We start from the raw sequence: 25,515 nt of genomic DNA, 5'->3' as shown, positions 1-25,515 counted from the left end.
TTCAGCATAATAAAATAACATTTTTAGCAAACAGTGCCGGATCCATCACCGTACCCCGCCATATTATGACCCCCGCCGATCGTCACGACTTTCGCACCAGGCGATCAAATAGCAGAAGACAATCGGTTCGCAAGATTATGATATTTCCCTGGGAACGAACGCTGGAGGATCTGCATTTCCTAAGACGCTTGCGGAGAAAAACATCCCTCCCGACGGCACACCTGTGATGCCATTGAAATCGCCAGCACCTTTTCTGCGTTGCGTAGACTGGAAAACATTGCGGCGCTAACCGCGCGCTTTTTCAGCCTTGATGTCGGCCTTCCCTTTAAGCCTAAATGTATTCATCGTTTCAATGAGTAAACCGCTGTATAAAAAATCAGTAGGCCGCGGTAAACCAGGCTATAATCAAGCCTGGTTTTTTTATCGATGAGAGCACGCGTGACGCAGCCACAACAAGGTTTCCTGTTAACCCGTCACTGGCGGGATACCCCGCAAGGCACAGAGCTAACGTTCTGGCTAGCGACTGACAGCGGCCCGCTACGGGTCACCCTGCCGCCGCAGGAGTCCGTCGCATTTATCCCGGAATCTCAGCGTGCGCAGGTCGAACGCCTGCTGCACGGCGAAAACGGGGTGCGTCTGGCGCCGCTCGCCCTCAGAGATTTCCACCGCCAGCCGGTTTTCGGCCTGTACTGCCGCGCCCATCGCCAGCTGATGCGGCTGGAAAAAGTGCTGCGCGAGAACGGCATCACCGTCTACGAAGCCGATATCCGCCCGCCGGAACGTTACCTGATGGAGCGCTTTATTACCGCACCGGTGTGGGTCGAGGGGACGCCGCACGGCAACGCGCTGGTGAACGCCCGCATGAAGCCCAACCCGGATTATCGTCCACCGCTAAAGTGGGTCTCGCTGGATATCGAAACCAGCCGCCACGGCGAACTGTACTGCATCGGGCTGGAGGGCTGCGGGCAACGCACCGTCTATATGCTCGGCAGCCCGCCGGAACAGCCGCCAGCACTTGATTTTCACCTTGAATACGTCGCCAGCCGCCCGCTGCTGCTGGAAAAGCTCAACGCCTGGTTTGCGCGACACGATCCGGACGTACTGATTGGCTGGAACGTGGTGCAGTTCGACCTCCGCGTGCTGCAAAAAAGCGCCGAGCGCTATAAGGTGCCGCTGCTGCTTGGCCGCGGCGGCAGCGAGCTGGAGTGGCGCGAGCACGGCTTTAAGAACGGCGTGTTCTTCGCACAAGCCACAGGACGGCTGATTATCGACGGCATTGAGGCGCTGAAATCCGCCTTCTGGAACTTTACTTCGTTTTCGCTGGAAAACGTCGCCCGCGAGCTGCTGGGTGAAGGCAAGGCGATAGATAACCCATGGGATCGGATGGACGAAATTGACCGCCGTTTCGCCGAAGATAAGCCCGCGCTGGCGACCTATAACCTCAAAGACTGCGAGCTGGTTACACAGATCTTCCACAAGACCGAGATCATGCCGTTCCTGCTCGAACGCGCCACGGTCAACGGGCTGGCGGTCGACCGGCACGGCGGTTCGGTGGCGGCCTTCAGCCACCTCTATTTTCCGCGCATGCATCGCCTCGGCTACGTCGCGCCAAACCTGGGTGAGGTGCCGCCGCAGGCCAGCCCCGGCGGCTACGTCATGGACTCCCGACCCGGCCTGTATGATTCCGTACTGGTTCTCGATTACAAAAGCCTGTACCCGTCGATCATCCGCTCGTTCCTGATAGACCCGGTTGGGCTGATTGAAGGCATGGCGCATCCGGACGCCGCACACAGCACCGAAGGCTTCCTCGAGGCCTGGTTTTCGCGCGATAAGCACTGCCTGCCGGGGATCGTCAGCCAGATCTGGCACGCCCGCGATGAAGCCAAGCAGCATAAAAACAAGCCGCTATCACAGGCGCTAAAGATCATCATGAACGCCTTCTATGGCGTGCTGGGCACCAGCGCCTGCCGCTTTTTCGATCCGCGGCTGGCGTCATCGATCACCATGCGCGGCCACGCGATCATGCGCCAGACCCGGGCGCTGATTGAGTCTCAGGGCTATGACGTGATTTACGGCGATACCGACTCCACCTTCGTCTGGCTCAAACGCGCCCACGGCGAGGAAGAAGCGGCGAAAATTGGCCGCTCGCTGGTGAATTTTGTGAACCAGTGGTGGACAGATGAGCTGCAAAAAAGCGGGCTAACCAGCGCGCTGGAACTGGAGTTTGAAACCCACTTCTGCCGTTTCCTGATGCCAACCATTCGTGGTGCCGATACGGGCAGTAAGAAACGCTATGCGGGGATGATTCAGGACGGTGACGAGCAGCGGATGCTGTACAAAGGGCTGGAGACCGTGCGTACCGACTGGACGCCGCTGGCGCAGCAGTTCCAGCAGGCGCTGTATCTGCGCATCTTCCGCAACGAACCGTACCGGGATTTTATCCTCGAAACCATTGATAAGCTGATGAACGGTGAGCTGGACGAACAGTTAGTCTACCGCAAGCAGCTGCGTCGCCCGCTGGCAGACTATCAGCGCAACGTGCCGCCGCACGTCCGCGCCGCGCGCCTGGCCGATGAACAGAACGTGCGGTTAGGGCGTCCTCAGCAGTACCAGCAGCGCGGCAGCATCCGCTACGTCTGGACCACCAACGGCCCGGAGCCGCTGGCGTATCAGCAGTCGCCGCTCGACTACGATCACTATCTCACCAGGCAATTAGCCCCCGTCGCCGAAGGAATTCTCCCCTTTGTTGACGACGATTTTGCTACAATAGTGACGGGGCAACTGGGGTTGTTTTGACAGGTGACTAACGTCCCGCCATCCAGTACCATAGCGCCCTTTCCATTCCTGGACCAAATTCACTCGCCGCCTCCTCTCAGGTGGTGGCTGAATATTGCCTGCAATTTATTAAAGATAGAGCCGAACATATATGCCTTTTACACTTGGTCAACGCTGGATCAGCGATACAGAAAGCGAACTGGGACTTGGTACTGTTGTTGCAATGGATGCACGCACCGTCACCCTGCTCTTTCCTGCAACCGGAGAGAACCGTCTGTACGCCCGTAGTGACTCCCCCGTGACCCGCGTAATGTTCAATCCCGGCGACACGATCACCAGCCATGAAGGCTGGCAGTTGCTCGTTGATGAAGTTAAAGAAGAAAATGGCCTACTGGCATATATCGGCACCCGTCTGGATACCGAAGAAGCCAACGTGATGATGCGCGAAGTGCTGCTCGACAGCAAACTGGTGTTCAGCAAGCCTCAGGACCGTCTCTTCGCCGGGCAGATCGACCGTATGGACCGATTTGCACTGCGCTACCGCGCGCGTAAATACCAGAGCGAGCAGTACCGCATGCCGTGGAGCGGTCTGCGCGGCCAGCGCACCAGCCTGATCCCGCACCAGCTCAACATCGCCCATGACGTGGGCCGTCGCCACGCGCCGCGCGTACTGCTGGCAGACGAAGTCGGTTTAGGGAAAACCATTGAAGCCGGGATGATCCTGCACCAGCAGCTGCTCTCCGGCGCCGCACAGCGTGTGCTGATCATCGTTCCGGAAACCCTGCAGCACCAGTGGCTGGTCGAAATGCTGCGCCGCTTCAACCTGCGCTTTGCGTTGTTCGATGACGAACGCTATGCCGAAGCCCAGCACGATGCCTACAATCCGTTTGAAACCGAGCAGTTGGTGATCTGCTCGCTGGACTTCGTGCGCCGCAACAAGCAGCGCCTGGAGCATCTTTGCGACGCCGAATGGGATCTGATGGTCGTCGATGAAGCGCACCACCTGGTCTGGAGCGAAGACGCGCCAAGCCGCGAATATCTGGCGATTGAAGAGCTGGCCGAGCGTGTACCGGGCGTCCTGCTGCTGACCGCAACGCCGGAACAGCTGGGGATGGAAAGCCACTTCGCCCGTCTGCGCCTGCTGGACCCGAACCGCTTCCACGATTTCGAGCAGTTCGTTGAAGAACAGAAAAACTACCGCCCGGTGGCCGATGCCGTTGCGTTGCTGCTTGCAGGCAATAAGCTCAGCAACGACGAACTGAACATGCTGGGCGAGCTGATTGGCGAGCAGGATATCGAAGCCCTGCTGCAAACCGCCAACAGCGATCGCGACGGTGCAGAAGCGGCTCGTCAGGAACTTATCAGCATGCTGATGGACCGCCACGGCACCAGCCGCGTGCTGTTCCGTAACACCCGTAACGGCGTGAAGGGATTCCCGAAACGCGAGCTGCACACCATCAAACTGCCGCTGCCGGCGCAGTACCAGACGGCCATTAAAGTTTCCGGCATTATGGGCGCCCGCAAAAGCGCCGAAGAGCGCGCTCGTGACATGCTCTACCCGGAACAGATTTATCAGGAATTTGAAGGTGATACCGGCACCTGGTGGAACTTCGACCCGCGCGTTGAATGGCTGATGGGCTACCTGACCAGCCACCGTTCCCAGAAGGTCCTGGTTATCTGCGCCAAAGCGGCCACCGCGCTGCAGCTCGAGCAGGTGCTGCGCGAGCGCGAAGGTATCCGCGCCGCCGTGTTCCACGAAGGTATGTCGATTATTGAACGCGACCGCGCCGCCGCCTGGTTTAGCGAAGAAGACAGCGGCGCACAGGTACTGCTGTGTTCGGAAATCGGTTCTGAAGGCCGTAACTTCCAGTTCGCCAGCAACCTGGTGATGTTCGACCTGCCGTTCAACCCGGACCTGCTGGAACAACGTATTGGCCGTCTGGACCGTATCGGCCAGGCGCACGACATTCAGATCCACGTGCCGTATCTTGAGAAAACCGCGCAGTCCGTGCTGGTACGTTGGTACCACGAAGGTCTGGATGCGTTCGAGCACACCTGCCCGACCGGTCGTACCATCTATGACAGCGTGCACGACCAACTCATCACCTACCTTGCCGCCCCGGAAACCAGCGACGGCTTCGACGAGCTGATTAAAGCTAGTCGTGAGCAGCACGATGCGCTGAAAGCGCAGCTCGAACAGGGACGCGACCGTCTGCTGGAGATTCACTCCAACGGCGGCGAGAAAGCGCAGAAGCTGGCGGAAAGCATTGAAGAACAGGACGACGATACTAACCTTATCGCCTTCGCGATGAACCTGTTCGATATTGTCGGCATTAACCAGGACGATCGCGGTGAAAACCTGATCGTGCTGACACCGTCCGATCACATGCTGGTTCCGGACTTCCCGGGCCTGCCGGAAGACGGTTGTACGGTCACCTTCGAGCGCGATATCGCGCTGTCGCGTGAAGATGCACAGTTCCTGACCTGGGAACACCCGCTGATTCACAACGGTCTGGATCTGATCCTCTCCGGCGACACGGGTAGCAGCACCCTTTCACTGCTCAAAAATAAGGCGTTGCCTGTCGGGACGCTGCTGCTGGAGCTGATCTACGTGGTGGAAGCCCAGGCGCCGAAGCAGCTACAGCTCAACCGCTTCCTGCCGCCGACACCGGTGCGTATGCTGCTCGATAAAAACGGTACCAACCTCGCCGCACAGGTCGAGTTTGAAACCTTCAACCGTCAGCTCAGCGCGGTCAACCGTCATACCGGCAGCAAGCTGGTGAATGCGGTACAGCAGGATGTACACACCATTCTGCAAAAAGGCGAAGCGCAGATTGAGAAAGCCGCGCAGGCGCTGATTGCCGCCGCGCGTGAAGAGGCGGACGAAAAGCTCAGCGCCGAGCTGTCACGTCTGGAAGCGCTGAAGGCGGTAAACCCGAACATCCGCGACGATGAACTTTCAGCGATTGAAAGCAACCGTCAGCAGGTGCTGGAAAGCCTGTCGCAGGCGGGATGGCGTCTGGACGCGCTGCGTCTGATTGTTGTCACTCACCAGTAACCGGAGTCGTTATGGGAATGGAAAACTACCATCCGCCGCAGGACCCGTGGCTGGTTATTCTCTATCAGGATGAGCACATTATGGTGGTCAACAAGCCGAGCGGCTTGTTGTCCGTGCCGGGCCGTCTTGAGGAGCATAAAGACAGCATCATGACCCGCGTGCAGCGCGACTATCCGCAGGCGGAGTCCGTACACCGCCTCGATATGGCGACCAGCGGTGTGATCGTAGTGGCCCTGACCAAAGCCGCGGAACGGGAGCTGAAACGCCAGTTCCGCGAGCGCGAGCCGAAAAAACAGTACGTGGCGCGCGTGTGGGGGCATCCGCAACCGCAGGAAGGTCTGGTGGATTTACCGCTGATTTGCGACTGGCCAAACCGGCCCAAGCAGAAGGTGTGTTATGAAACCGGCAAGGCGGCACAAACGGAATATGAAGTGCTGGAGTATGCGGCGGATAACACCGCGCGGGTGAAGCTCAAACCGATTACCGGACGCTCGCACCAGCTGCGCGTGCACATGCTGGCGCTGGGTCACCCGATTCTCGGCGACCGCTTCTACGCCCACGACGAGGCGCTGGCGATGGCGCCGCGTTTGCAGCTGCACGCCGAAACGTTGACCATCACCCACCCGCAGTTTGGTAATAGCATGACGTTTAAGGCGCCGGTCGATTTTTAAGTTACGTGCCAATTTTTGCCGGGGGCGCTTACGCTTGCCCGGCCTACATGCTTCATCGTAGGCCGGATAAGGCGTCACGCCATCCGGCGATTCAACGCACCTTACTTAAACCCTTTTTGCTCTTTAATCAGCTCGTACGCTTTCTGAATTTCCTGCGCCTTCTGCTTGGCCATCTCCATCATCTCCGGCGGCAGCCCTTTCGCCACCAGCTTATCCGGGTGATGTTCGCTCATCAGCTTACGATAGGCGCGCTTGATGGTGGTCGCATCGTCGCCCGGCTTCACGCCCAGCACGTTGCAGGCATCTTCCAGCGTCGGCCCGCGTTGCGCCTGCTGCCAGCCGCCCCCCTGGCCGCCCTGAGACTGCTGATGATAGCCGCTGCCAAACTGCGCGCCGCCCTGCATCATGCGCAGGAACTGGTCAAACTGGTCGCGGGAGATGCCTAGCTCTTCGGCAATGATGTACAGCACGTCGCGCTCGTTCGGGTGCAGCGAACCGTCGGCAAACGCCGCCTGGATCTGGATCTCAAGAAACATCCGAATTAAATCGAAACGCCCGAAGCACACGCTACGGAATTGACGCATTTTTTCGCGCAGCGGGTAATTGTCCGACTTGCCGACACGAAACGCCTGCTGCGCCGCCGTACGCGACTCACCGTGCAGATTCATGCGGTCCATAAACAAACTGGCAATATGGATATCCGCTTCCGTTACACGCCCTTTCGATTTGGTCAGGTGGCCCATCACTTCAAACGTGGTGGCAAAAAACAGCGACTGACGCTGCTGTTGGTTAGCAAACCAGTTCACGCGACGGCTGCGCGCCTTATCAAACATGTGGCCCACGAGCAGCCCGAGGACAACGCCCCAGAACCCGCCCCCCATCATCAGGGCAACCGCCACACCAATCACTTTTCCCCAATACTGCATATACTCCCCAAATCGTCATGCCAGCGGCTAAAATATGCATTATCATACCTGTCATTCAATGCCGTGCATAACACCTCTGGCGAGAACGGGCAGGATAAAACTAGCGTGAGAACGATGAGTACGTTAGTCTCTGACCGTTTGCATGCCGCAATGCTATAGATGACGGAACAACAAATACAACGTATGAAAAAACGTATTCCCACTCTCCTCGCGACCATGATCGCCAGCGCCTTGTACAGCCAGCAGGGAATGGCAGCCGATCTCGCCTCTCAATGTATGCTTGGCGTACCGAGCTACGATCGCCCACTGGTGAGCGGCCCGACAAACGAGCAGCCGGTAACCATTACGGCCGACCACGCCGACGGTAACTACCCGGATAACGCCTCATTTAAAGGCAACGTTGATATTAACCAGGGTAACAGCCGTCTGCAGGCTGACGAAGTTCAGCTGCATCAAAAACAGGCTGATGGTCTGACCGCGCCGGTGCGCACCGTGGATGCGCTCGGTAACGTCCACTATGACGATAATCAGGTGATTCTGAAAGGTCCAAAAGCCTGGTCAAACCTGAATACCAAAGATACTAACGTCTGGAAAGGCGACTACCAGATGGTTGGCCGTCAGGGCCGCGGCACCGCCGACGTCATGAAACAGCGTGGTGAAAACCGCTACACGATTCTGGAAAACGGCACCTTTACCTCCTGTCTGCCGGGTTCTAACACCTGGAGCGTGGTGGGTAGTGAAGTGATCCACGACCGCGAGGAGCAGGTCGCCGAGATCTGGAACGCCCGCTTCAAAATTGGTCCGGTCCCGGTGTTCTATAGCCCGTACCTGCAGCTGCCGGTCGGTGACAAGCGCCGCTCAGGCTTCCTGATCCCCAACGCCAAGTACGGCAGTTCCAACGGCTTCGAGTTCATGCTGCCGTACTACTGGAACATCGCGCCAAACATGGATGCGACGATCACCCCGCACTACATGGATAAGCGCGGCGGCGTCATGTGGGAAAATGAATTCCGCTATCTGAGCCAGGCGGGTGAAGGCCTCTTCGAGCTCGACTACCTGCCTTCGGATAGCGTCTACTCCAACGATCACCCGAACGACGATAATAGCCGCCGCTGGCTGTTCTTCTGGCGTCATGCCGGCGTGATGGATCAGGTGTGGCGCTTCAACGCCGATTACACCAAAGTCAGCGATCCGGACTACTTCAACGATTTTGACTCGAAATACGGTTCCAGTACCGATGGCTACGCCACGCAGAAGCTGAGCGTAGGCTATGCGGATCAAAACTTCGACGCCACCGTATCGAGTAAAAAGTTCCAGGTCTTTGACCGCAGCAACAGCAACTCCTACTCTGCTGAACCGCAGCTGGACGTAAACGTTTATAAAAACGATCTGGGGCCATTTGATACCCATCTTTACGCGCAGGCGGTCAAGTTCACCAACAGTAACAGCAGTTTGCCTGAGGCGACACGTGTGCACCTCGAGCCAACCATCAGCCTGCCGCTGGGCAACCGCTGGGGTAGCCTGAATACCGAAGCGAAGCTGCTGGCAACGCACTATAACCAGGATAACCTCGACAGCTACAACAGCGACGCCAGCAATGTAAACAAGCTGTCCAGCTCCGTCAGCCGCACCATGCCGCAGCTGAAAGTCGACGGTAAACTGATTTTCGAGCGCGATATGGCGCTGAACCCTGGCTATACCCAAACGCTGGAGCCGCGCGTACAGTATCTGTACGTGCCGTACCGCGATCAGAGCAAAATCAACAACTACGACTCCACGCTGCTGCAGTCCGACTACTCCGGTCTGTTCCGCGATCGGACTTACAGCGGCCTCGACCGTATCGCTTCCGCAAACCAGATCACGACCGGCGTCACATCACGCGTTTATGATGACGCCGCCGTTGAACGTTTTAACGTTTCTGTTGGTCAAATCTACTATTTCACCGAGTCTCGTACCGGTGATGACAACATTAACTGGGAGAAAGACAACAAAACGGGTTCACTGGTATGGGCAGGCGATACCTACTGGCGCATCAGCGACAAATGGGGTCTGCGCGGCGGCATTCAGTACGATACGCGTCTGAACAACATTGCCAACAGCAGCTCGGCAATTGAATACCGTCAGGACGAAGAGCGTTTGGTTCAGTTGACCTATCGCTACGCCAGCCCGGAATACATCCAGGCCACGCTGCCGACCTACTCCACCGCCGAGCAGTACCGTAATGGTATTTCGCAGGTGGGGGCAACGGCCAGCTGGCCAATCGTCGATCGCTGGTCCGTCGTCGGTGCCTACTACTTTGACACCAACACGCACAGCTCTGCAGACCAGATGCTGGGCGTGCAGTACAACTCTTGCTGCTACGCAATTCGCGTCGGCTATGAGCGTAAGCTCAACGGTTGGGACTACAACAGCGACAATACCACCGGACGTTCGAAATATGACAACTCCATCGGCTTCAGCATTGAGCTGCGTGGTCTGAGCTCTAACTACGGTCTGGGTACCCAGCAGATGCTGCGTTCCAACATCCTGCCGTACCAGAGCTCGCTGTAAAGTAACTGGTTAGACACATCATCCGCACTGCGGTTAATTGAAATGGAAAAAGTATGAAGAACTGGAAAACGCTGCTTCTCGGTATCGCCTTAGTTGCGAATACCAGCTTCGCTGCCCCACAGGTTGTCGATAAAGTAGCAGCCGTCGTAAATAATGGCGTTGTCCTCGAGAGCGACGTCAATGGCCTGATGCAGTCCGTGAAGATGAACGCCGGCCAGGCTGGCCAGCAGCTGCCGGACGATACGACCCTGCGCCACCAGATTCTGGAGCGGCTGATTATGGATCAGATTATCCTGCAGATGGGGCAGAAAATGGGCGTCAAAGTTTCCGATGAGCAGCTCGACGCGGCTATTGCCAACATCGCCAAGCAGAACAATATGACGATGGATCAGATGCGTAGCCGTCTGGCTTACGACGGTATGAATTACAACACCTATCGCAACCAGATCCGCAAAGAGATGCTGATTTCTGAAGTGCGCAACAACGAAGTGCGTCGTCGCATTACCGTTCTGCCACAGGAAGTGGACGCGCTGGCAAACCAGATTGGTAACCAGAATGACGCCAGCACCGAGCTGAACCTCAGCCACATCCTGGTGCCGCTGCCGGAAAACCCAACGTCAGATCAGGTAAACGAAGCGCAGAGCCAAGCAGAATCTATCGTCGAGCAGGCGCGTAACGGCGCCGACTTCGGCAAGCTCGCCATCACCTACTCCGCAGACCAACAGGCGCTGAAAGGCGGCCAGATGGGCTGGGGTCGTATTCAGGAGCTGCCGGCCATCTTCGCTCAGGCGCTGAGCACCGCGAAGAAAGGCGATATCGTCGGTCCAATCCGTTCCGGCGTTGGCTTCCACATTCTGAAAATCAACGACATGCGCGGCCAGTCTCAGAGCATCTCTGTGACCGAAACCCACGCTCGCCACATTCTGCTTAAGCCATCTCCGGTGATGACCGACGACCAGGCGCGTGCGAAACTGGAACAGGTTGCCGCGGATATTCGCAGCGGTAAAACCACCTTTGAGAAAGCGGCTCGTGAGCTGTCTCAGGATCCAGGCTCGGCTAACCAGGGCGGCGATTTAGGTTGGGCCACCCCGGACATCTACGATCCGTCGTTCCGCGATGCGCTGATGAAGCTGAACAAGGGCCAGATTAGCGCCCCGATTCACTCTTCCTTCGGCTGGCACCTGATTCAGCTGCTGGATACCCGAAACGTTGACCGCACCGATGCGGCGCAGAAAGATCGTGCCTATCGTATGCTGATGAACCGTAAGTTCTCTGAAGAAGCGGCCACCTGGATGCAGGAACAGCGCGCCAGCGCTTACGTTAAAATTCTGAGCAACTAATGACTCAACATCGTGTCGTTATCACTCCCGGCGAACCCGCCGGGATTGGTCCGGATCTCGCGATCCAACTGGCCCAGCGCGACTGGCCGCTTGAACTGGTCGTCTGCGCTGATGCCAGCCTGCTCACCGAGCGGGCGAAACTTCTTGGTCTTCCCATCACGCTTCTCCCTTACGCTCCCGAACAGCCTGCAAAACCGCAACGCGCCGGTACGCTAACGCTGCTGCCCGTTGCGCTGCATGCGCCGGTGACGCCGGGTGAATTAAACGTGGAGAATGGTCGCTACGTCGTCGAGACGCTGGCACGTGCCTGTGACGGCTGTCTGAACGGCGAATTTGCCGCGCTGGTCACCGGGCCTGTGCACAAAGGCATTATTAACGACGCAGGCATCCCGTTTACCGGGCATACCGAGTTCTTTGAAGAACGTTCGGGCGCGGCGAAAGTGGTGATGATGTTGGCCACCGAAGAACTGCGCGTCGCGCTGGCGACCACGCACCTGCCGCTGAAAGCGGTCAGCGACGCCATCACCCCGGATCTGCTGCGGGAGGTGATAACCATCCTGCACGACGATTTGCGTAATAAGTTTGGTCTTGCCGAACCGCACGTACTGGTCTGCGGCCTGAACCCCCATGCGGGCGAAGGTGGCCACATGGGTACGGAAGAGATCGATACCATTATTCCGGTACTCGAAGAGATGCGGGCGAAAGGGATGAATCTGAGCGGGCCGCTGCCTGCCGACACCCTTTTTCAGCCGAAGTATCTTGACCATGCCGATGCCGTGCTGGCAATGTACCACGATCAGGGCCTTCCCGTGCTAAAATACCAGGGCTTTGGCCGTGGCGTAAACATTACGCTCGGTTTACCCTTTATTCGCACCTCCGTTGACCACGGCACCGCCCTTGAACTGGCAGGCCTTGGGAAAGCGGACGTCGGCAGTTTTATTACGGCGCTTAATCTCGCCATCAAAATGATTGTTAACTCTAATGAATAATCGAGTCCATCAGGGCCACTTAGCCCGTAAACGCTTCGGGCAAAACTTTCTCAACGATCAGTTCGTGATCGACAGCATTGTTGCGGCCATCAATCCGCAAAAGGGCCAGGCCATGGTTGAAATCGGCCCGGGCCTCGCCGCACTGACCGAACCGGTTGGCGAACGCCTTGACGAACTGACCGTGATCGAGCTTGACCGCGATCTGGCCGCGCGTCTGAAAACGCACCCGTTCCTGGGGCCGAAGCTGACCATTTATCAGCAGGATGCCATGACCATGAACTTTGGCGAGCTCTCCCAGACGCTGGGCCAGCCGCTGCGCGTGTTCGGCAACCTGCCGTATAACATCTCTACGCCGCTGATGTTCCACCTGTTTAGCTATACTAATGCCATTGCAGACATGCATTTCATGCTGCAAAAAGAGGTGGTTAACCGTCTGGTTGCCGGGCCGAACAGTAAAGCCTATGGCCGTCTGAGCGTCATGGCGCAGTATTACTGTAACGTGATCCCGGTTCTTGAAGTGCCGCCGAGCGCTTTCACGCCGCCACCTAAAGTCGACTCCGCCGTCGTACGTCTCGTGCCGCACAGCACCATGCCGTACCCGGTAAAAGACGTTCGCGTCCTGAGCCGTATTACGACCGAGGCGTTCAACCAGCGTCGTAAGACGGTCCGCAACAGCCTTGGCAACCTGTTCAGCGTTGAGGTGTTGACGGAGCTGGGCATCGACCCGGCGATGCGAGCAGAAAATATCTCTGTTGCGCAGTACTGCAAGATGGCTAACTATCTGGCAGAAAATGCGCCCTCCAAGGAGAGCTAAACCATGATCGATTCGCCACGAGTTTGCGTCCAGGTACAGAGCGTCTACATTGAGACGCACTCCCAGCCGGAAGAAGAGCGTTACGTCTTCGCCTACACGGTAACCATTCGCAATCTCGGGCGAAGCGCGGTTCAGCTTCTGGGCCGTTACTGGCTCATCACCAACGGCAACGGCCGCGAAACCGAAGTCCAGGGCGAGGGAGTGGTTGGCGTTCAGCCGCACATCGAACCTGGCGAAGAGTATCAGTACACCAGCGGCGCCGTGCTGGAGACCCCGCTCGGCACCATGCAGGGCCACTATGATATGGTCGATGCCGACGGCGTGCCGTTCTCTATCGACATTCCCGTTTTCCGTCTCTTTGTTCCCACGCTGATTCACTAATCATGTCTACATACCTTATTGGCGACGTTCACGGTTGCTACGATGAATTAATCGCCCTATTGCAGCAGGTGGAATTTACGCCGGGCGAAGATACCCTATGGTTGACGGGCGATCTGGTTGCGCGCGGTCCCGGCTCGCTGGACGTTCTGCGCTACGTGAAATCGCTGGGCGATAACGTCAAAATCGTATTGGGTAACCATGACCTGCACCTGCTGGCGGTGTTTGCGGGTATTAGCCGCAACAAGCCGAAAGACCGGCTGAACCCGCTGCTGGAGGCCGCAGATGCGGACGAGTTGCTTAACTGGTTACGTCGTCAACCGCTGATGCAGGTGGATGAGGAGAAAAAGCTGGTGATGGCGCACGCGGGCATTACGCCGCAGTGGGATCTCGAAACGGCAAAACAATGCGCGCGCGACGTGGAAGCCGTGCTCTCAAGTGACTCCTATCCCTTCTTCCTTGACGCGATGTACGGTGATATGCCGAACAACTGGTCGCGGGATCTGAGCGGCCTGGCGCGCCTGCGTTTTATCACCAACGCCTTCACCCGTATGCGCTATTGCTTCCCCAACGGCCAGCTGGATATGTACAGCAAGGAGTCTCCTGAAAATGTGGCCGCACCGCTAAAACCCTGGTTTATGCTGCCGGGGCCGGTGACCGAGGAGTACAGCGTAGCGTTTGGGCACTGGGCTTCGCTGGAAGGCAAAGGCACGCCGAAAAATATTTACGCGCTGGATACCGGCTGCTGTTGGGGCGGCGATCTGACCTGCCTGCGTTGGGAAGATAAAACGTATTTTGTGCAGCCGTCGAACCGTCGGCTGGCGCCGGGCGAGAGCGATGCGGTAGCTTCGTAGTTTGGTGCATCCCCGGCGGCGCTTCGCTTGTCCGGGCTACCAAAACAAAAAACGCCGGGTGAAAATCCGGCGTTTTTTATTGTACTCGACATGTAGCCGGTCAAGCGAAGCGCCGACGGGAAAGGCTCAGTCTTAACGACGCTCAAGCACTTCAAAGCAGTAGCTATGGGAATTCTGCTCGTCCGCATCATGGAACTCGCTGAATACCGACTCCCACTGGTCCGGATCGTAATCCGGGAAATGGGTATCGCCTTCCACTTCGGCGTCAATGTGCGTCAGATACAGCTTCTGCGCTTTCGGCAGGAACTGCTCATAAACTCGACCACCGCCGATGACCATAATTTCTTCCGCGTCGCCGCAGGCGGCAACGGCTTCATCGACCGATTTCACCCACTGCACGCGGTCATCGGTGCCCGGCTGGCTGCTGATAACAATGTTCTTACGTCCCGGCAGCGGGCGACCGATGGATTCCCAGGTCAGGCGGCCCATCACCACAGGTTTGTTTAAGGTGTTGCGTTTAAACCAGGCCAGATCGGCCGGCAGGTCCCATGGCATGGCGTTTTCCATACCGATGACGCGATCGACCGCTAGCGCAGCAATCAGACTGATCATTGAGTGTGTCCCAGATGCGAAAAAAATTGTCGCCACTATACGGAAAGCATAATCTTTCGTCGACTGGCAGCCAGGTAAAGAATAAGAAAATTTTCAGATTTGCTGGCAAGTCCACGAAGGGAAAGTGGACAGCCAGCATTACACTTAGTCCATCACGAGAGTGTCGGTTTGACTTCCGGCTCATCTTCCGGGTTACCGCTGTGTTTTCCCTCTTCCGTACCCTGCCAGCCGTGACGCTGAATCACCGACAGGTGATTACGGTCTTCGCTGATGATTTCGGTCAGCATAGCGCTGGTACGTTTAAACGCCGCCGCCCGCGAGGTCGCGTCGTTCTCAGCCATTTCCACCATCTCTTCCATCAACTGAACGTTAAACCGGCGGAACAGGTCGGCGCGCTCACGCGCTTCGTAAGCCCCCAATCCTAACGACTCCAGCGCCTGACGGCCAGACTTCAGCGCCGCCTCGAAGGTTTCACGCTCTGGCGCGCTAACACCCGCCTGGCGCAGCTTGATATAGTGCTCGACATCGCGAGCGCGGGCGATGATGGTCAGGTTCGGGAAGTGCTCTTTTGCCAGCTCGGTCAGCGCCAGGCTGGCCTGCGGATCGTCGATGGCGTTAATCAGCACCTCCGCTTTTTCCGCCCCGGCGGACTCCAGCAGGTCGGCTCGGGTCGCATCGCCGTAAAACACCTTCATATCAAATTTACGCAGCGTATCCACGTGGTCTGGATCATGATCGAGAACCACCATTTTAACTCCGCTGGAGAGCAGCAAACGACCGGCAATCTGCCCGAAGCGACCAAAACCGGCGATGATCACCCGCGGCTGTTCTTCATCGATTTCATCCGCTTCGCGCGCATCGCCTGCGCTGGCGCGTTTTTCCAGACGCGTCAGCAACACGAGCAGGACCGGCGTGGCCGCCATCGATAGCGCAACCGCCAGCGTCAATGCCTTCGCCCATTCGGCATCCAGCACGTTCGCCATCTGAGCGGCACCGAAGACCACGAAGGCAAACTCACTGCCCTGCCCCAGCAGCGCCGCGAACCACAGGCGCTGGGAACGCGGCACCTGGAGCGGTTTGGCAATCAGCCACAGCAGCACGGATTTAATGACCAGGAAGCCCACCAGCAGCGTAATAATACGCAGCGGGTTGTGAATCAGCGTGCCAAAGTCAATGGACATCCCTACGCCGATAAAGAACAGCCCCAGCAGCAACCCTTTAAACGGCTCGATATCGCTCTCCAGCGCGTGACGGTACTCCGAGCTTGCCAGCAGCACCCCGGCAAGGAACGCCCCCATCGCCATCGACAGCCCAACTTCCTCCAGCAGTAAACCGAAGCCAAAGACCAGGAACAGGGCCACGGCGCTGAACACTTCACGCAGGCCGGAGCGCGCCACGAAGCGTAACAGCGGTCGCGTAACATAGCGTCCCAGTACCACCACCAGCGCCAGCACACCGGCAACCTTCAGCGCCGAGAACGCAAACGCGCCGAGCGTGGTGGAACCGCCGCTGCTCGCCAGCAGCGGGATCATCGCCACCAGCGGGATCGCCGCAATATCCTGGAACAGCAGTACGGCAAAGGCGCTGCGCCCCACCTGCGTCACCGTCAGGTTACGTTCATTCATCGCCTGCATGGCAATCGCTGTGGAGGATAACGCCAGCGTCATGCCGATAAGCTCCGCCACCTGCCAGCGCAGACCAAGGAAGATACAAAAGACGCCGATCAACGCGCCGCACAGCACCATCTGCAGCAGCCCGCCGCCAAACACCGAGGCGCGCAGTTTCCACAGGCGCTGCGGGTCCAGCTCAAGGCCAATCACGAACAACATCAGCACCACGCCAATTTCGGCAAAGTGCAGAATAGACTCCGCATCGGTAACCAGACGCAGCCCCCAGGGGCCGATAATGCAGCCAGCAATCAGGTAACCGAGCACCGAGCCCAGCCCCAGGCGCACAGCGATAGGCACAATCAGCGCCGCCGAGCCGAGATAAATCAGCGCCTGTATTAGCGTATGGCTATCCATTGTTGTGCTCCTCCTGCCAGGCCAGTAACCGTTGTTTGTAGTGTCGCGCCTGCGCCTGCAGCGTCTCTTCGTCGCAGATAAACGTGCAGTGCACGGCAAACGGCGGCAGCCATTTCATGCCGCAATAGACGGCAGTGGCTTCCAACGGCTGACCCAGGACGTCAAACCCCGGATGTGAACCGATGTCAAAATGACTCTCGCCCCCCCCGGTGGTGACCGCCCACATCACGCTTTTGCCGTGTAGCGCCGTGCCGCCGTGACCGTACGCCCAACCGTGCGCCAGCACTTTATCCAGCCACAGCTTCAGCAGCGGCGGCGTGCTGTACCACTGCATCGGGTGTTGCAGAATAACCAGATCGGCACGGGACAACGCCTCCTGCTCGGCGGCAACGTCGATATTAAAATCGGGATAGAGGTGATAGAGAGAACGGATTTCCACCCCGTCGAGCGTCCTTACCTGCTCAAGCATCCGCTTGTTCGCATGCGAGTGATGCGGATAAGGATGCGCATAAATAATCAGAATCATGTTTCGCCTGTCTTACTTCATTATTTTATTCCTGAGTTTAGACAGTTAATGATGACACTTACAGGATCAGTTAACACAACAGCAGGAATTGGGGGCATGAGAACCATGCCCCCGACAGGATCAGGAAGGTTGATTGGCCGGTTTATCCGCGACCGGCGGTTGGTCAGATGGCGCGGTCAGGTCACAATGTTTCGGCAGGAAGAAGGTGATCGTCCCGGCGATAATCAACGAGCCCGCCAGCGCACATACCGCCACGTTCTGGCCGTAGAAGTAGATCATCACCCCGACCAGATACGGGCCGCAGAAGCCGCCCAGATTGCCCAGACCGTTGATGACGCCACGTGCGCTGCCCGCCACTTCCGGCATGGCGATACGCCCCGGAATAGACCAGAAAGGACTGGTTGCCGCTTTCAGGAAGAAGCCGCACACCACTAGCGCAATATAGGCTGCCACCACATGGTCACGCAGCACCACCGAAGCCAACAGCGCGGCGGCAAAGCCGTAGAGTGAGAAACGTACCCACAGCCGACGCTTGCCGCTGCGGTCGCTGAACAGGGAGATAATGTAGATCCCGGCAAGCGTGGCAATAAACGGCAGGATAGCCAGCACGCCGACGCTCGCCATATTGGCGCCAGTCAGGTTTTTGAGGATCGTCGGCAGCCACAGCGTGTAGCCGTAATCCCCGGTCTGGTAGAAGAAGTTGAGCAGCACCAGCTTCATGAGCCCGGAGTTGCGGAACACTTCCCGCACCGGAGCATTGCTGACCGGCGCTTCCGAACGGCGGGCTTCTCGCTCAGCGGTCAACGCGGTAATCAAATACTCACGCTCACGTTCCGGCAGCCAGCGCGCCTCTTCCGGGCGGTCGCTGATCATCAGCCACCACACCATCAGCACCACCAGCGATAGCAGCCCTTCAATGATAAACAGCCAACGCCAGTCGAGCGCCGAGATAATCGCCCCGGAGACCGGCGCGGTAAGCATGCCGCCCAGCGGGGCGAACATCATCACGAAGGCGTTAGCGCGACCAATCTCTTTTTCCGGGAACCAGTTGCTGACCATCGTCAGCACCACCGGCAGCATCCCACCCTCGGACACGCCGAGAATAAAGCGCAGCACCAGCAGTTGGTATTCGTGGGTCACAAAACCGGTGGCAATCGAGACAATGGCCCATGCCAGCAGCGACCAGGCAATAAAGCGCTTACCACTGCCATGAACCGCAATGCGCCCGCCTGGTATTTGCAAGAAGAGATAGCCAATAAAGAATATCCCGCTTGCCACCCCCGCCATCTGGCTGGTAATCCCCAGATCGGACTCCATACCACCGGGCAAGGCGAAGCTGATATTAACCCGGTCCATAAACGAAATAATGCACGCGATGAGAACAGGCGCAATGATACGCAGCCAGCGAGTGCCAGGTATTTTCTCAGTCATTATTTATACTCTCTCTCGGGGGGAGCCATGCTCAGCATGGCGAAAAGCATCGATGATTAATCAATGGCATTCGGTAGCGGCGTATCGCTGAAGAAAGCGGCGACGTTATTGAACACCACCTCGCTCATCCGCTGACGCGTTTCGTGGGTGGCACTTGCCACATGCGGCAACAGTACGACGTTATCCATCGCCATCAGCGCCTCAGGCACATGCGGTTCGTCTTCATAAACATCCAGCCCGGCACCGGCAATCACGCCGTTCTGCAGGGCCTGAATCAGGGCTTTCTCATCCACCAGCGTGCCGCGCGCGATGTTAATCAGCCACGCGTGTTTTGGCATCACGTTAAACACGCTGGCATCAATCAGCCCGCGGTTTGCCGCGCCGCCAGAAGCGGCAATCACCAGAAAATCGCTTTCATGAGCCAGAGTGTGCAGGTCGGCGCACCACTGATAATCCACGTGGTCGAGCTTTTTGCGGTCGGTGTAGAGGATCTCCATATCAAACCCGCTGGCGCGACGGGCAATGGCCTGGCCGATATTGCCCATGCCGAAAATGCCGATACGTTTGCCGCTGACCTGAGTCGCCAGCCCCGGCCCTTGTTTCAACCATTTGCCTTCGCGAACAAATTTATCGCCCAGGCAAAGCTGACGTGCGCCTGCCAGCAGCAGCCCCATCGCCAGGTCGGCAACGTCGTTGGTCAGCACGCCAGAAGTGATGGTGACGGCAATGTCATGAGCGCGGGTATAGTCGAGATCCACCGCGTCGGTACCAACACCAAACACCGCCACCAGCCCAGCGTTCGGCAATTGCTCCAGTACGGCACGGGTGACGCCAATATCACCACGGGTGACCACCGCCTGCACCTGATGGCCGACGTCGCGCAAGAATGCCTGCGGGTCAGCCTGTTCATACAGACGATAGACCTGGAAAGCGGTGGAGAGTTTATCCAGCAGGCCGTCTACGACCGGGGCAATCAACAGTACCGTATTTGGGTTTGCAGTATTCATCGTGTTACCTGTTTAAGCGTTCAGAAATTTGTTACGCCTATCAAACGGGTTTTCACGATGTCATTTTGCGATCTGCATCACGCCAGATCGTGTTAGAAATCCGTGTTACGGATGACGTGATCGTGGAAGCAAAAGCCCGCTGGAATGCGGGCTGGGTGGCAACAATTAAATAACATTACGCCGTTAGCGGCAGGCTGATTAGATGGTTTCGCCCATCGATAAACGATAGTGGAGATCCACCTTCTCGATAGTCGGTAAGCCTTTTATTTTCTTGATTAAAATCTCAGTGGCGACCTTACCCATTTCAAAGCGTGGCGTCAAAACGCTCGCCAGACGCGGGCTCACCACCTGACCAATTTCCAATCCATGGAACCCGGCAATCGCCATCTCCTGCGGCACCGCGATACCCGAAGCGATGCACTCCTGTAACACCCCAACCGCGAGATCATCGTTAGTGCAGAGAATAGCGTCCATCTCTTTATACATCTGGCGGGCAAGGGTCATCATGCCAGTGCCAATCGACACCGAAGAGACCTTGTTTGGCGCAATACGTCCAATCGTCAAGCCCGCGTCTTCCATCGCCCGGCAGTAGCCTGCATAGCGCTGCTCATCACGAATATCCGACATTGAGCCAAAATAGATAATCTGCTTTTTACCGCTCGCCAGCAGCATGTTGGTCATATCCAACCCGGCGCGGTAATTATCAAAGCCCACGTTGATGCGGTCGGCGTTATCCGATAAGCCCATCACCTCGGCAATCGGGATTTTCGAGGCTTTCAGGTATTTCTCCGCCCGCAGCGTATGCACCGATTCGGTTAGCAGCAGCGCTTTAACGTTCAGCGCCAGCACGGTGGCAATCTGCTCTTCTTCACGCTGGCTATCGTAATCGTAGTTCACCACCAGCGTCTGGTAACCGTGGGCGGTGGTGACTGATTCAATGCCCGCCAGGACGTCGGAGAATATTTGGTTATTAAACGAGGGGACGAGCACGCCAATGCGCGGCGCAACATTACTGCTGATGGCGGGGTTATCGGCATCCGGCTGGTAGCCCACCTCTTCAATCACGCTGGCAATGCGCTCGGCGGTTTCCGGTTTCACCTTCTCGGGCGTGCGTAAATAACGGCTGACGGTCATTTTGGTTACCCCCGCCAGCGCGGCGATATCCTCTAACGTGATGCGTTGTACTTTCATTAGCCCTGCCCGTCATTGCCGAAATCCTGTGGCCTATTATGCCAGCAGGTTACAAAAAAGAGAAAGCGATAACCCAGCGTCAAAGCCCCGCATGGCGCGGTTTTCGCGCGGTTTTCCCCTTCAGGATCACACATGCTGTAACCCCTTTTTGTAACATAGTCGAGAGTGATCTTCATCACAGTTTCACCGGGGCAAAAACCGTGAGATAGAGAACATCTTCTTAGCGCATCGGATCGCAATACAGGACACTGTGATGAACAACTTATTCAGCCTGCAAGGCAAACGCATTTTAATTACCGGCTCCGGACAGGGTATCGGCTACGTGATGGCCCAGGGGCTGGCCCAGTACGGCGCGGAAATCATCATCAACGATATCTCCGCAGAACGCGCAGAGCAGGCTGCGATGAAACTCCGCGACGAGGGTGCCGTCGCCCATACCGCGGTCTTTAACGTTACCGACCCTGAGTCGGTGGAAAACGCCATTGCCGATATTGAAGCGCGCATCGGCGCTATCGACGTGCTGTTTAATAACGCTGGCATCCAGCGCCGTCACCCGTTCACCGAGTTCCCGGTGAAAGAATGGAACGACGTGATTGCGGTGAACCAGACCGCCGTTTTCCTGGTTTCCCAGGCCGTGGCCAAACGCATGATGACGCGCGGCGCAGGCAAAATCGTCAATATCTGTTCGATGCAGAGCGAACTGGGGCGCGACACCATCACCCCGTACGCCGCCGCCAAAGGCGCGGTCAAAATGCTGACCCGCGGGATGTGCGTAGAACTGGCACGCCACAATATTCAGGTTAACGGTATCGCACCAGGCTACTTTAAAACCGCCATGACCCAGGCATTGGTTGACGATAAAGCCTTTACCGACTGGCTGTGCAAGCGTACGCCAGCCGCCCGCTGGGGCGACCCGCAGGAGTTGGTTGGCGCGGCGGTGTTCCTGTCGTCGAAAGCCTCTGATTTTGTGAATGGGCATCTGCTGTTTGTTGACGGCGGCATGCTGGTCGCCGTCTGAGTCGGGAGCAAAACCATGGCAGGACAGTGCATTATTCTAATGGGCGTCTCCGGCACCGGCAAAACCACCGTCGGGCAGGCGCTTTCTCAGGCATTGGGAGCGAAGTTTATCGACGGTGATGACCTTCACCCACGGGCGAATATCATTAAAATGGCCGCCAGCCAGCCGCTGGAAGATAGCGACCGCCAGCCGTGGCTGGAGCGCATTGGCGATGTGATCTTTAGCCTCGGGCAGAAAAACGAGTCCGGTGTACTGGTCTGCTCGGCGCTGAAAAAGCGCTACCGCGACCAGCTGCGCGCGGGTAATCCGCACCTACGCTTTTTGTGGCTGACCGGCGACTACGACTGCATCTTGCAGCGTATGCAGGCGCGCAAAGGCCACTTTATGCCGGAAGCGCTGCTGAAAAGCCAGTTTGCCGCGCTGGAAGCCCCGGACGATCGCGAGCCAGACATTCTGCCGGTCGATATTTCCGGCGACGTTCCGGGCATCGTTGCCCGCTCGCTCACCCTTTTAGCCCATCAACCCACATTGGGAGTTCCGGCATGATTATCGACACGCTTCATCACGCGGAGAAAACCGCCTTTTATCCGCAGGCTATCCGTAAGGCGCTGCGCGCCGTGATTAATCAAGAGCCGCACGCGCTACCGCCGGGAAAATATATCGTCGATGGCGATAACCTGTTCTTTAACGTGGTAGAAGGGGAAAGCAAACCGCTGGCCGAACAGCGTCCGGAGTACCATCGGCAATATATTGATATTCACATCGTGCTGAAGGGCGAAGAGATTATTGGGGCGGGAAATAAGGGGCTGGAGATTGTCGAAGACGGTGCGTTTAACGACGCGCATGACATCGGCTTCTGCACGCAAATAAGCAGCGAAACGCTGATTCACCTGCACCCCGAAGAGATAGCCATCATCTTCCCGGGTGAACTGCACCGTCCGATGAGCAGCCTTGGCGCGGGCGCGCCGCTGCGTAAGATCATCATCAAAATCAATAGCGCACTCATTTAAACGTTATGCGCTGGCCCCGCACGGCATTCGCGGGGCCACGAATAACGTTTAGTTATCGAGCTCACCCATCGACCGGACCTGATCGCGGTTAATCTGTTCTGTTTTCCCGGTTTCGGCATTTTTATACGACACCAGACCAGTATCCTCATCGACCTGTGGTTTCCCGTCGGTGATGATAGTTTTCCCATCGGTGGTTTTTAACGCCTGGTTGGATGAACACCCAGCAACGGTAAAGAGTGCGCCAGCCGTCAGAATCGCTACGGTGAGTCGCTTATATTGCATCATGTTTCCCTCCTGCTTCTCAGCTAAAATCGTTATCACTCTAACCATTTTAGGTTAGCTGGCTGAAAGCGGGAGGGAAACCAGAACACTCCGAAGCGGCATTTTAGCCGTGTTGTTGCGTAAAGCTCACCGCCGCACCGATAAGATTGGCATCGTTGCGGTACTGGCACAGCAGCAGTTTCGGCATAAATTCCGCGAGATTTTTTTCCGCGACCAGATCGGTTAAGCGAGAGACGATCCCGGCAAAAATGGCATCACTGGCTGAGATCCCACCGCCAATCACCAGACAATCCGGATCGTAGCATACCTGTAAATTGAGCAGGCCAACGGCCATCCAGTGATAGAACTGCGCCACTTCCTGTTTCGCAACCTCATCGCCCTGCTCGGCAAGACGAAACACCTCGGCCCCAGAGACAGAATCCCGTTCAAGCGATATCCGCTGGGCGTAACGACGCGCCATCGCCACGGCGGTGCCCAGCTCGCTGAACGTCTGCCCCCCCTCCAGCGTCATCAGGCCAAACTCACCCGCATAGCCGTGGCTACCGCGGCGCAGCACTTTATCTTCCAGGATAGCTCCACCCACACCGGAGCCGACAATCACAAACAGTACGTGTCGATCGTCACGCCCGGCGCCCAACGCCGCTTCGGCAATGCCTGCGGCATTGGCATCATTTTCAATGCTGACCGGCAGGCCAAACAGCGCCGTCAGCGCTTCGACGATGGGGAAATGGTGGATGTAAGGAATCGCGCTCAGGCCACCTATCACGCCACGTTCAGGGTCTACGCTACCGGGGGCGCTGATTGCCACCCCCTGAATATCATAGCGCAGCTGGTACTGACGGCAGATTTCCAGCAGTTGCGCCTGCATTTTCTCCCAGCTATCTGGCGTTTTAACCGCGCCCGTGTCGCTCAACGTCTGCTGGTGCCAGACGCCGTATTTAATAGAACTCCCACCCCAATCAAATAACAAAATAGCCATATATATTCCGTAGTTATGAGTAATGTTGGCAAAAGAGAGGGCTATTATGCCGGGTGCTCAAGTGCTGAAACTTGCGCCCTCTCCCAACATTGAACCCTACGTCACGGTGCGGCGAGTCCGTTTCCCCGGCGCACAATTTCTATGGTACAAAGTATCAGCTATTTATTTCAGGGGTTTACCATGTCTGCATCCATCGACATCATTTCCTGCATTACCGACCGCTTTGTCGAGCTGACCGCCACCGAGAAGCGGATCGCCCAGTTTATTCTCGATGACGTTCAGACGGCGACCTCCTTACCCATTGCCGAAATGGCGAAGCTGACCGAGACCAGTCAGGCATCGATTACCCGTTTCGCGCGCGCCATTGGCTGCAAAGACGTCCGCGAGCTAAAAGTGAAACTCGCGCAGTCGCTGGCGGTAGGGCAGCGCTTTATTCTCGATGTGCCGGATCTGGAAGGGGTACAGGGGATCTACGAAACGATCATCAACGTGCTGGAGATGAACCGCCGGGCGCTGGATCCCGACTCACTCAGCCGCGCCGTCGAGTGGCTCAGCGGCGCGCGGCAGATCCTCGCAATCGGCATGGGCGGCGGCTCCACCATCTGCGCTCAGGAGGTGCAGTTCCGCTTGTTCCGCCTTGGCCTGCCGGTGGTGAGCCAGAGCGACGGGCTGCTGGTGAGGATGATGTGCTCAGCGGTGTCGCCAAACGATGTGGTGCTGGCGTTGTCGCTCGGCGGCTATACGCAGGAAGTGGTGGATAGCGCGGCGATTGCGCGTCAGTACGGGGCGAAAGTGATTGCCATTACCCCAGAGGCCACGCCGCTTGCCGAGAACGCCGATTTGGTGCTGCCGCTGATCGTACGGGAAAACGACTATATCTTTAAGCCCAGCACCTCGCGCTACGCGATGCTGGCGATGGTTGACGTGCTGGCGACGGAATTGGCGGTAGTGAATAAAGCGGAGACGAAAAACCGTTTGCGGCGGATTAAGCTTGCGCTGGATAGCCATCGAGGCGGTGCTGACCGGCAGCCGTTGGGGGATTAGTGCGGGGGTTTCCCCCTCACCCTAGCCCTCTCCCCG

The 25,515-nt window shown here is 57.4% G+C and carries 23 protein-coding genes; 13 read left to right on the top strand and 10 right to left on the bottom strand.

Annotated elements, in window-relative coordinates:
• Positions 1–438 precede the first annotated feature (438 nt).
• From polB to rluA, 3 genes are all read left to right on the top strand, one after another.
• The gene (gene polB, locus M989_RS17455; RefSeq protein ID WP_064547372.1) at positions 439–2,796 is read left to right on the top strand and encodes a DNA polymerase II; all 2,358 of its coding nucleotides are present in this window, start codon (positions 439–441) and stop codon (positions 2,794–2,796) included.
• Between the two features lie 130 nt (positions 2,797–2,926).
• The gene (rapA, locus tag M989_RS17450) at positions 2,927–5,833 is read left to right on the top strand and encodes an RNA polymerase-associated protein RapA (protein WP_064547370.1); all 2,907 of its coding nucleotides are present in this window, start codon (positions 2,927–2,929) and stop codon (positions 5,831–5,833) included.
• An 11-nt stretch (positions 5,834–5,844) separates the two neighbouring features.
• The gene (gene rluA, locus M989_RS17445; RefSeq protein ID WP_064547368.1) at positions 5,845–6,504 is read left to right on the top strand and encodes a bifunctional tRNA pseudouridine(32) synthase/23S rRNA pseudouridine(746) synthase RluA; all 660 of its coding nucleotides are present in this window, start codon (positions 5,845–5,847) and stop codon (positions 6,502–6,504) included.
• Between the two features lie 101 nt (positions 6,505–6,605).
• Here rluA and djlA read toward each other — a convergent pair whose 3' ends face one another.
• Positions 6,606–7,430 carry a co-chaperone DjlA gene (gene djlA, locus M989_RS17440; protein ID WP_064547366.1) on the bottom strand — a complete coding sequence of 275 codons (825 nt, stop codon included), beginning with the start codon at positions 7,428–7,430 and terminating at the stop codon, positions 6,606–6,608.
• 183 nt (positions 7,431–7,613) lie between these two features.
• On the opposite strand from djlA, the gene lptD reads away from it, so the two are divergent.
• Genes lptD through apaH form a run of 6 tightly spaced genes read left to right on the top strand, consistent with a single transcriptional unit; the run spans position 7,614 to position 14,355 of the window.
• Positions 7,614–9,980 (top strand): LPS assembly protein LptD, encoded by a 2,367-nt coding sequence (gene lptD, locus M989_RS17435; protein ID WP_064547364.1) that lies wholly within the window; start codon positions 7,614–7,616, stop codon positions 9,978–9,980.
• Between the two features lie 53 nt (positions 9,981–10,033).
• The gene (gene surA, locus M989_RS17430) at positions 10,034–11,320 is read left to right on the top strand and encodes a peptidylprolyl isomerase SurA (RefSeq protein ID WP_064547362.1); all 1,287 of its coding nucleotides are present in this window, start codon (positions 10,034–10,036) and stop codon (positions 11,318–11,320) included.
• Positions 11,320–12,309: a 4-hydroxythreonine-4-phosphate dehydrogenase PdxA gene (gene pdxA / locus M989_RS17425; protein ID WP_064547360.1), complete on the top strand. Its 990-nt coding sequence runs from the start codon at positions 11,320–11,322 to the stop codon at positions 12,307–12,309. Before surA ends, pdxA begins: the two co-directional genes overlap by 1 nt.
• Complete coding sequence (gene rsmA / locus M989_RS17420) at positions 12,302–13,123, top strand: 16S rRNA (adenine(1518)-N(6)/adenine(1519)-N(6))-dimethyltransferase RsmA (protein ID WP_064547358.1); 822 nt, start codon at positions 12,302–12,304, stop codon at positions 13,121–13,123. Before pdxA ends, rsmA begins: the two co-directional genes overlap by 8 nt.
• Before the next feature lie 3 nt (positions 13,124–13,126).
• Positions 13,127–13,504 (top strand): Co2+/Mg2+ efflux protein ApaG, encoded by a 378-nt coding sequence (apaG, locus tag M989_RS17415; RefSeq protein ID WP_064547356.1) that lies wholly within the window; start codon positions 13,127–13,129, stop codon positions 13,502–13,504.
• A 2-nt stretch (positions 13,505–13,506) separates the two neighbouring features.
• Entirely contained in the window at positions 13,507–14,355 is an 849-nt protein-coding gene (gene apaH / locus M989_RS17410) for a bis(5'-nucleosyl)-tetraphosphatase (symmetrical) ApaH (RefSeq protein ID WP_064547354.1), read from the top strand.
• A gap of 132 nt (positions 14,356–14,487) precedes the next feature.
• Here apaH and folA read toward each other — a convergent pair whose 3' ends face one another.
• From folA to M989_RS26075, 7 genes are all read right to left on the bottom strand, one after another.
• Complete coding sequence (gene folA, locus M989_RS17405; RefSeq protein WP_064547352.1) at positions 14,488–14,967, bottom strand: type 3 dihydrofolate reductase; 480 nt, start codon at positions 14,965–14,967, stop codon at positions 14,488–14,490.
• A gap of 152 nt (positions 14,968–15,119) precedes the next feature.
• Positions 15,120–16,991, bottom strand: coding sequence for a glutathione-regulated potassium-efflux system protein KefC (kefC, locus tag M989_RS17400; protein ID WP_064547350.1), 1,872 nt, complete (start codon positions 16,989–16,991; stop codon positions 15,120–15,122).
• On the bottom strand, positions 16,984–17,517 hold the full coding sequence (gene kefF / locus M989_RS17395) for a glutathione-regulated potassium-efflux system oxidoreductase KefF (RefSeq protein WP_064547348.1): 534 nt from the start codon (positions 17,515–17,517) through the stop codon (positions 16,984–16,986). The genes kefC and kefF overlap by 8 nt, the downstream gene beginning before the upstream one ends.
• Before the next feature lie 120 nt (positions 17,518–17,637).
• Positions 17,638–18,948, bottom strand: coding sequence for an MFS transporter (locus M989_RS17390; RefSeq protein WP_064547346.1), 1,311 nt, complete (start codon positions 18,946–18,948; stop codon positions 17,638–17,640).
• A 56-nt stretch (positions 18,949–19,004) separates the two neighbouring features.
• Positions 19,005–19,955: a 2-hydroxyacid dehydrogenase gene (locus M989_RS17385; protein WP_064547344.1), complete on the bottom strand. Its 951-nt coding sequence runs from the start codon at positions 19,953–19,955 to the stop codon at positions 19,005–19,007.
• Between the two features lie 198 nt (positions 19,956–20,153).
• Positions 20,154–21,146: a LacI family DNA-binding transcriptional regulator gene (locus tag M989_RS17380; protein ID WP_064547342.1), complete on the bottom strand. Its 993-nt coding sequence runs from the start codon at positions 21,144–21,146 to the stop codon at positions 20,154–20,156.
• On the bottom strand, positions 21,146–21,322 hold the full coding sequence (locus M989_RS26075; protein WP_209438772.1) for a hypothetical protein: 177 nt from the start codon (positions 21,320–21,322) through the stop codon (positions 21,146–21,148). Before M989_RS26075 ends, M989_RS17380 begins: the two co-directional genes overlap by 1 nt.
• Before the next feature lie 77 nt (positions 21,323–21,399).
• Here M989_RS26075 and idnO point away from each other — a divergent pair, with 77 nt between their 5' ends.
• The 3 genes from idnO to M989_RS17365 are packed head-to-tail and all read left to right on the top strand — an operon-like array spanning position 21,400 to position 23,174.
• On the top strand, positions 21,400–22,164 hold the full coding sequence (idnO, locus tag M989_RS17375) for a gluconate 5-dehydrogenase (protein WP_064547340.1): 765 nt from the start codon (positions 21,400–21,402) through the stop codon (positions 22,162–22,164).
• Between the two features lie 15 nt (positions 22,165–22,179).
• Positions 22,180–22,710: a gluconokinase gene (locus M989_RS17370; protein ID WP_064547338.1), complete on the top strand. Its 531-nt coding sequence runs from the start codon at positions 22,180–22,182 to the stop codon at positions 22,708–22,710.
• A complete protein-coding gene (locus M989_RS17365; RefSeq protein WP_064547336.1) occupies positions 22,707–23,174 on the top strand; it encodes a NanQ anomerase/TabA/YiaL family protein in 468 nt (155 codons plus the stop codon). The genes M989_RS17370 and M989_RS17365 overlap by 4 nt, the downstream gene beginning before the upstream one ends.
• Positions 23,175–23,222: 48 nt before the next feature.
• Here the strand turns inward: M989_RS17365 and M989_RS17360 are convergent, their stop codons facing one another.
• Positions 23,223–23,456 carry a YgdI/YgdR family lipoprotein gene (locus tag M989_RS17360; protein WP_064547488.1) on the bottom strand — a complete coding sequence of 78 codons (234 nt, stop codon included), beginning with the start codon at positions 23,454–23,456 and terminating at the stop codon, positions 23,223–23,225.
• A 103-nt stretch (positions 23,457–23,559) separates the two neighbouring features.
• The gene (locus M989_RS17355) at positions 23,560–24,435 is read right to left on the bottom strand and encodes an ROK family protein (protein ID WP_064547334.1); all 876 of its coding nucleotides are present in this window, start codon (positions 24,433–24,435) and stop codon (positions 23,560–23,562) included.
• A 180-nt stretch (positions 24,436–24,615) separates the two neighbouring features.
• Here M989_RS17355 and M989_RS17350 point away from each other — a divergent pair, with 180 nt between their 5' ends.
• The gene (locus tag M989_RS17350) at positions 24,616–25,479 is read left to right on the top strand and encodes a MurR/RpiR family transcriptional regulator (RefSeq protein WP_064547331.1); all 864 of its coding nucleotides are present in this window, start codon (positions 24,616–24,618) and stop codon (positions 25,477–25,479) included.
• Positions 25,480–25,515 lie beyond the last annotated feature (36 nt).

Source organism: Kluyvera georgiana ATCC 51603 (genome assembly GCF_001654985.1).
Lineage (GTDB): Bacteria > Pseudomonadota > Gammaproteobacteria > Enterobacterales > Enterobacteriaceae > Kluyvera > Kluyvera georgiana.
This window is presented reverse-complemented; position numbering and strand designations above follow the sequence as displayed.

Bases quoted from the DNA above. Each gene is read 5' to 3' on its own strand.
- rapA (WP_064547370.1), top strand. From the start codon at position 2,927: ATGCCTTTTACACTTGGTCAACGCTGGATCAGCGATACAGAAAGCGAA.
- rluA (WP_064547368.1), top strand. From the start codon at position 5,845: ATGGGAATGGAAAACTACCATCCGCCGCAGGACCCGTGGCTGGTTATT.
- djlA (WP_064547366.1), bottom strand. From the start codon at position 7,430: ATGCAGTATTGGGGAAAAGTGATTGGTGTGGCGGTTGCCCTGATGATG.
- lptD (WP_064547364.1), top strand. From the start codon at position 7,614: ATGAAAAAACGTATTCCCACTCTCCTCGCGACCATGATCGCCAGCGCC.
- surA (WP_064547362.1), top strand. From the start codon at position 10,034: ATGAAGAACTGGAAAACGCTGCTTCTCGGTATCGCCTTAGTTGCGAAT.
- pdxA (WP_064547360.1), top strand. From the start codon at position 11,320: ATGACTCAACATCGTGTCGTTATCACTCCCGGCGAACCCGCCGGGATT.
- rsmA (WP_064547358.1), top strand. From the start codon at position 12,302: ATGAATAATCGAGTCCATCAGGGCCACTTAGCCCGTAAACGCTTCGGG.
- apaG (WP_064547356.1), top strand. From the start codon at position 13,127: ATGATCGATTCGCCACGAGTTTGCGTCCAGGTACAGAGCGTCTACATT.
- apaH (WP_064547354.1), top strand. From the start codon at position 13,507: ATGTCTACATACCTTATTGGCGACGTTCACGGTTGCTACGATGAATTA.
- folA (WP_064547352.1), bottom strand. From the start codon at position 14,967: ATGATCAGTCTGATTGCTGCGCTAGCGGTCGATCGCGTCATCGGTATG.
- kefC (WP_064547350.1), bottom strand. From the start codon at position 16,991: ATGGATAGCCATACGCTAATACAGGCGCTGATTTATCTCGGCTCGGCG.
- kefF (WP_064547348.1), bottom strand. From the start codon at position 17,517: ATGATTCTGATTATTTATGCGCATCCTTATCCGCATCACTCGCATGCG.
- M989_RS17390 (WP_064547346.1), bottom strand. From the start codon at position 18,948: ATGACTGAGAAAATACCTGGCACTCGCTGGCTGCGTATCATTGCGCCT.
- M989_RS17385 (WP_064547344.1), bottom strand. From the start codon at position 19,955: ATGAATACTGCAAACCCAAATACGGTACTGTTGATTGCCCCGGTCGTA.
- M989_RS17380 (WP_064547342.1), bottom strand. From the start codon at position 21,146: ATGAAAGTACAACGCATCACGTTAGAGGATATCGCCGCGCTGGCGGGG.
- M989_RS26075 (WP_209438772.1), bottom strand. From the start codon at position 21,322: ATGAAGATCACTCTCGACTATGTTACAAAAAGGGGTTACAGCATGTGT.
- idnO (WP_064547340.1), top strand. From the start codon at position 21,400: ATGAACAACTTATTCAGCCTGCAAGGCAAACGCATTTTAATTACCGGC.
- M989_RS17370 (WP_064547338.1), top strand. From the start codon at position 22,180: ATGGCAGGACAGTGCATTATTCTAATGGGCGTCTCCGGCACCGGCAAA.
- M989_RS17365 (WP_064547336.1), top strand. From the start codon at position 22,707: ATGATTATCGACACGCTTCATCACGCGGAGAAAACCGCCTTTTATCCG.
- M989_RS17360 (WP_064547488.1), bottom strand. From the start codon at position 23,456: ATGCAATATAAGCGACTCACCGTAGCGATTCTGACGGCTGGCGCACTC.
- M989_RS17355 (WP_064547334.1), bottom strand. From the start codon at position 24,435: ATGGCTATTTTGTTATTTGATTGGGGTGGGAGTTCTATTAAATACGGC.
- M989_RS17350 (WP_064547331.1), top strand. From the start codon at position 24,616: ATGTCTGCATCCATCGACATCATTTCCTGCATTACCGACCGCTTTGTC.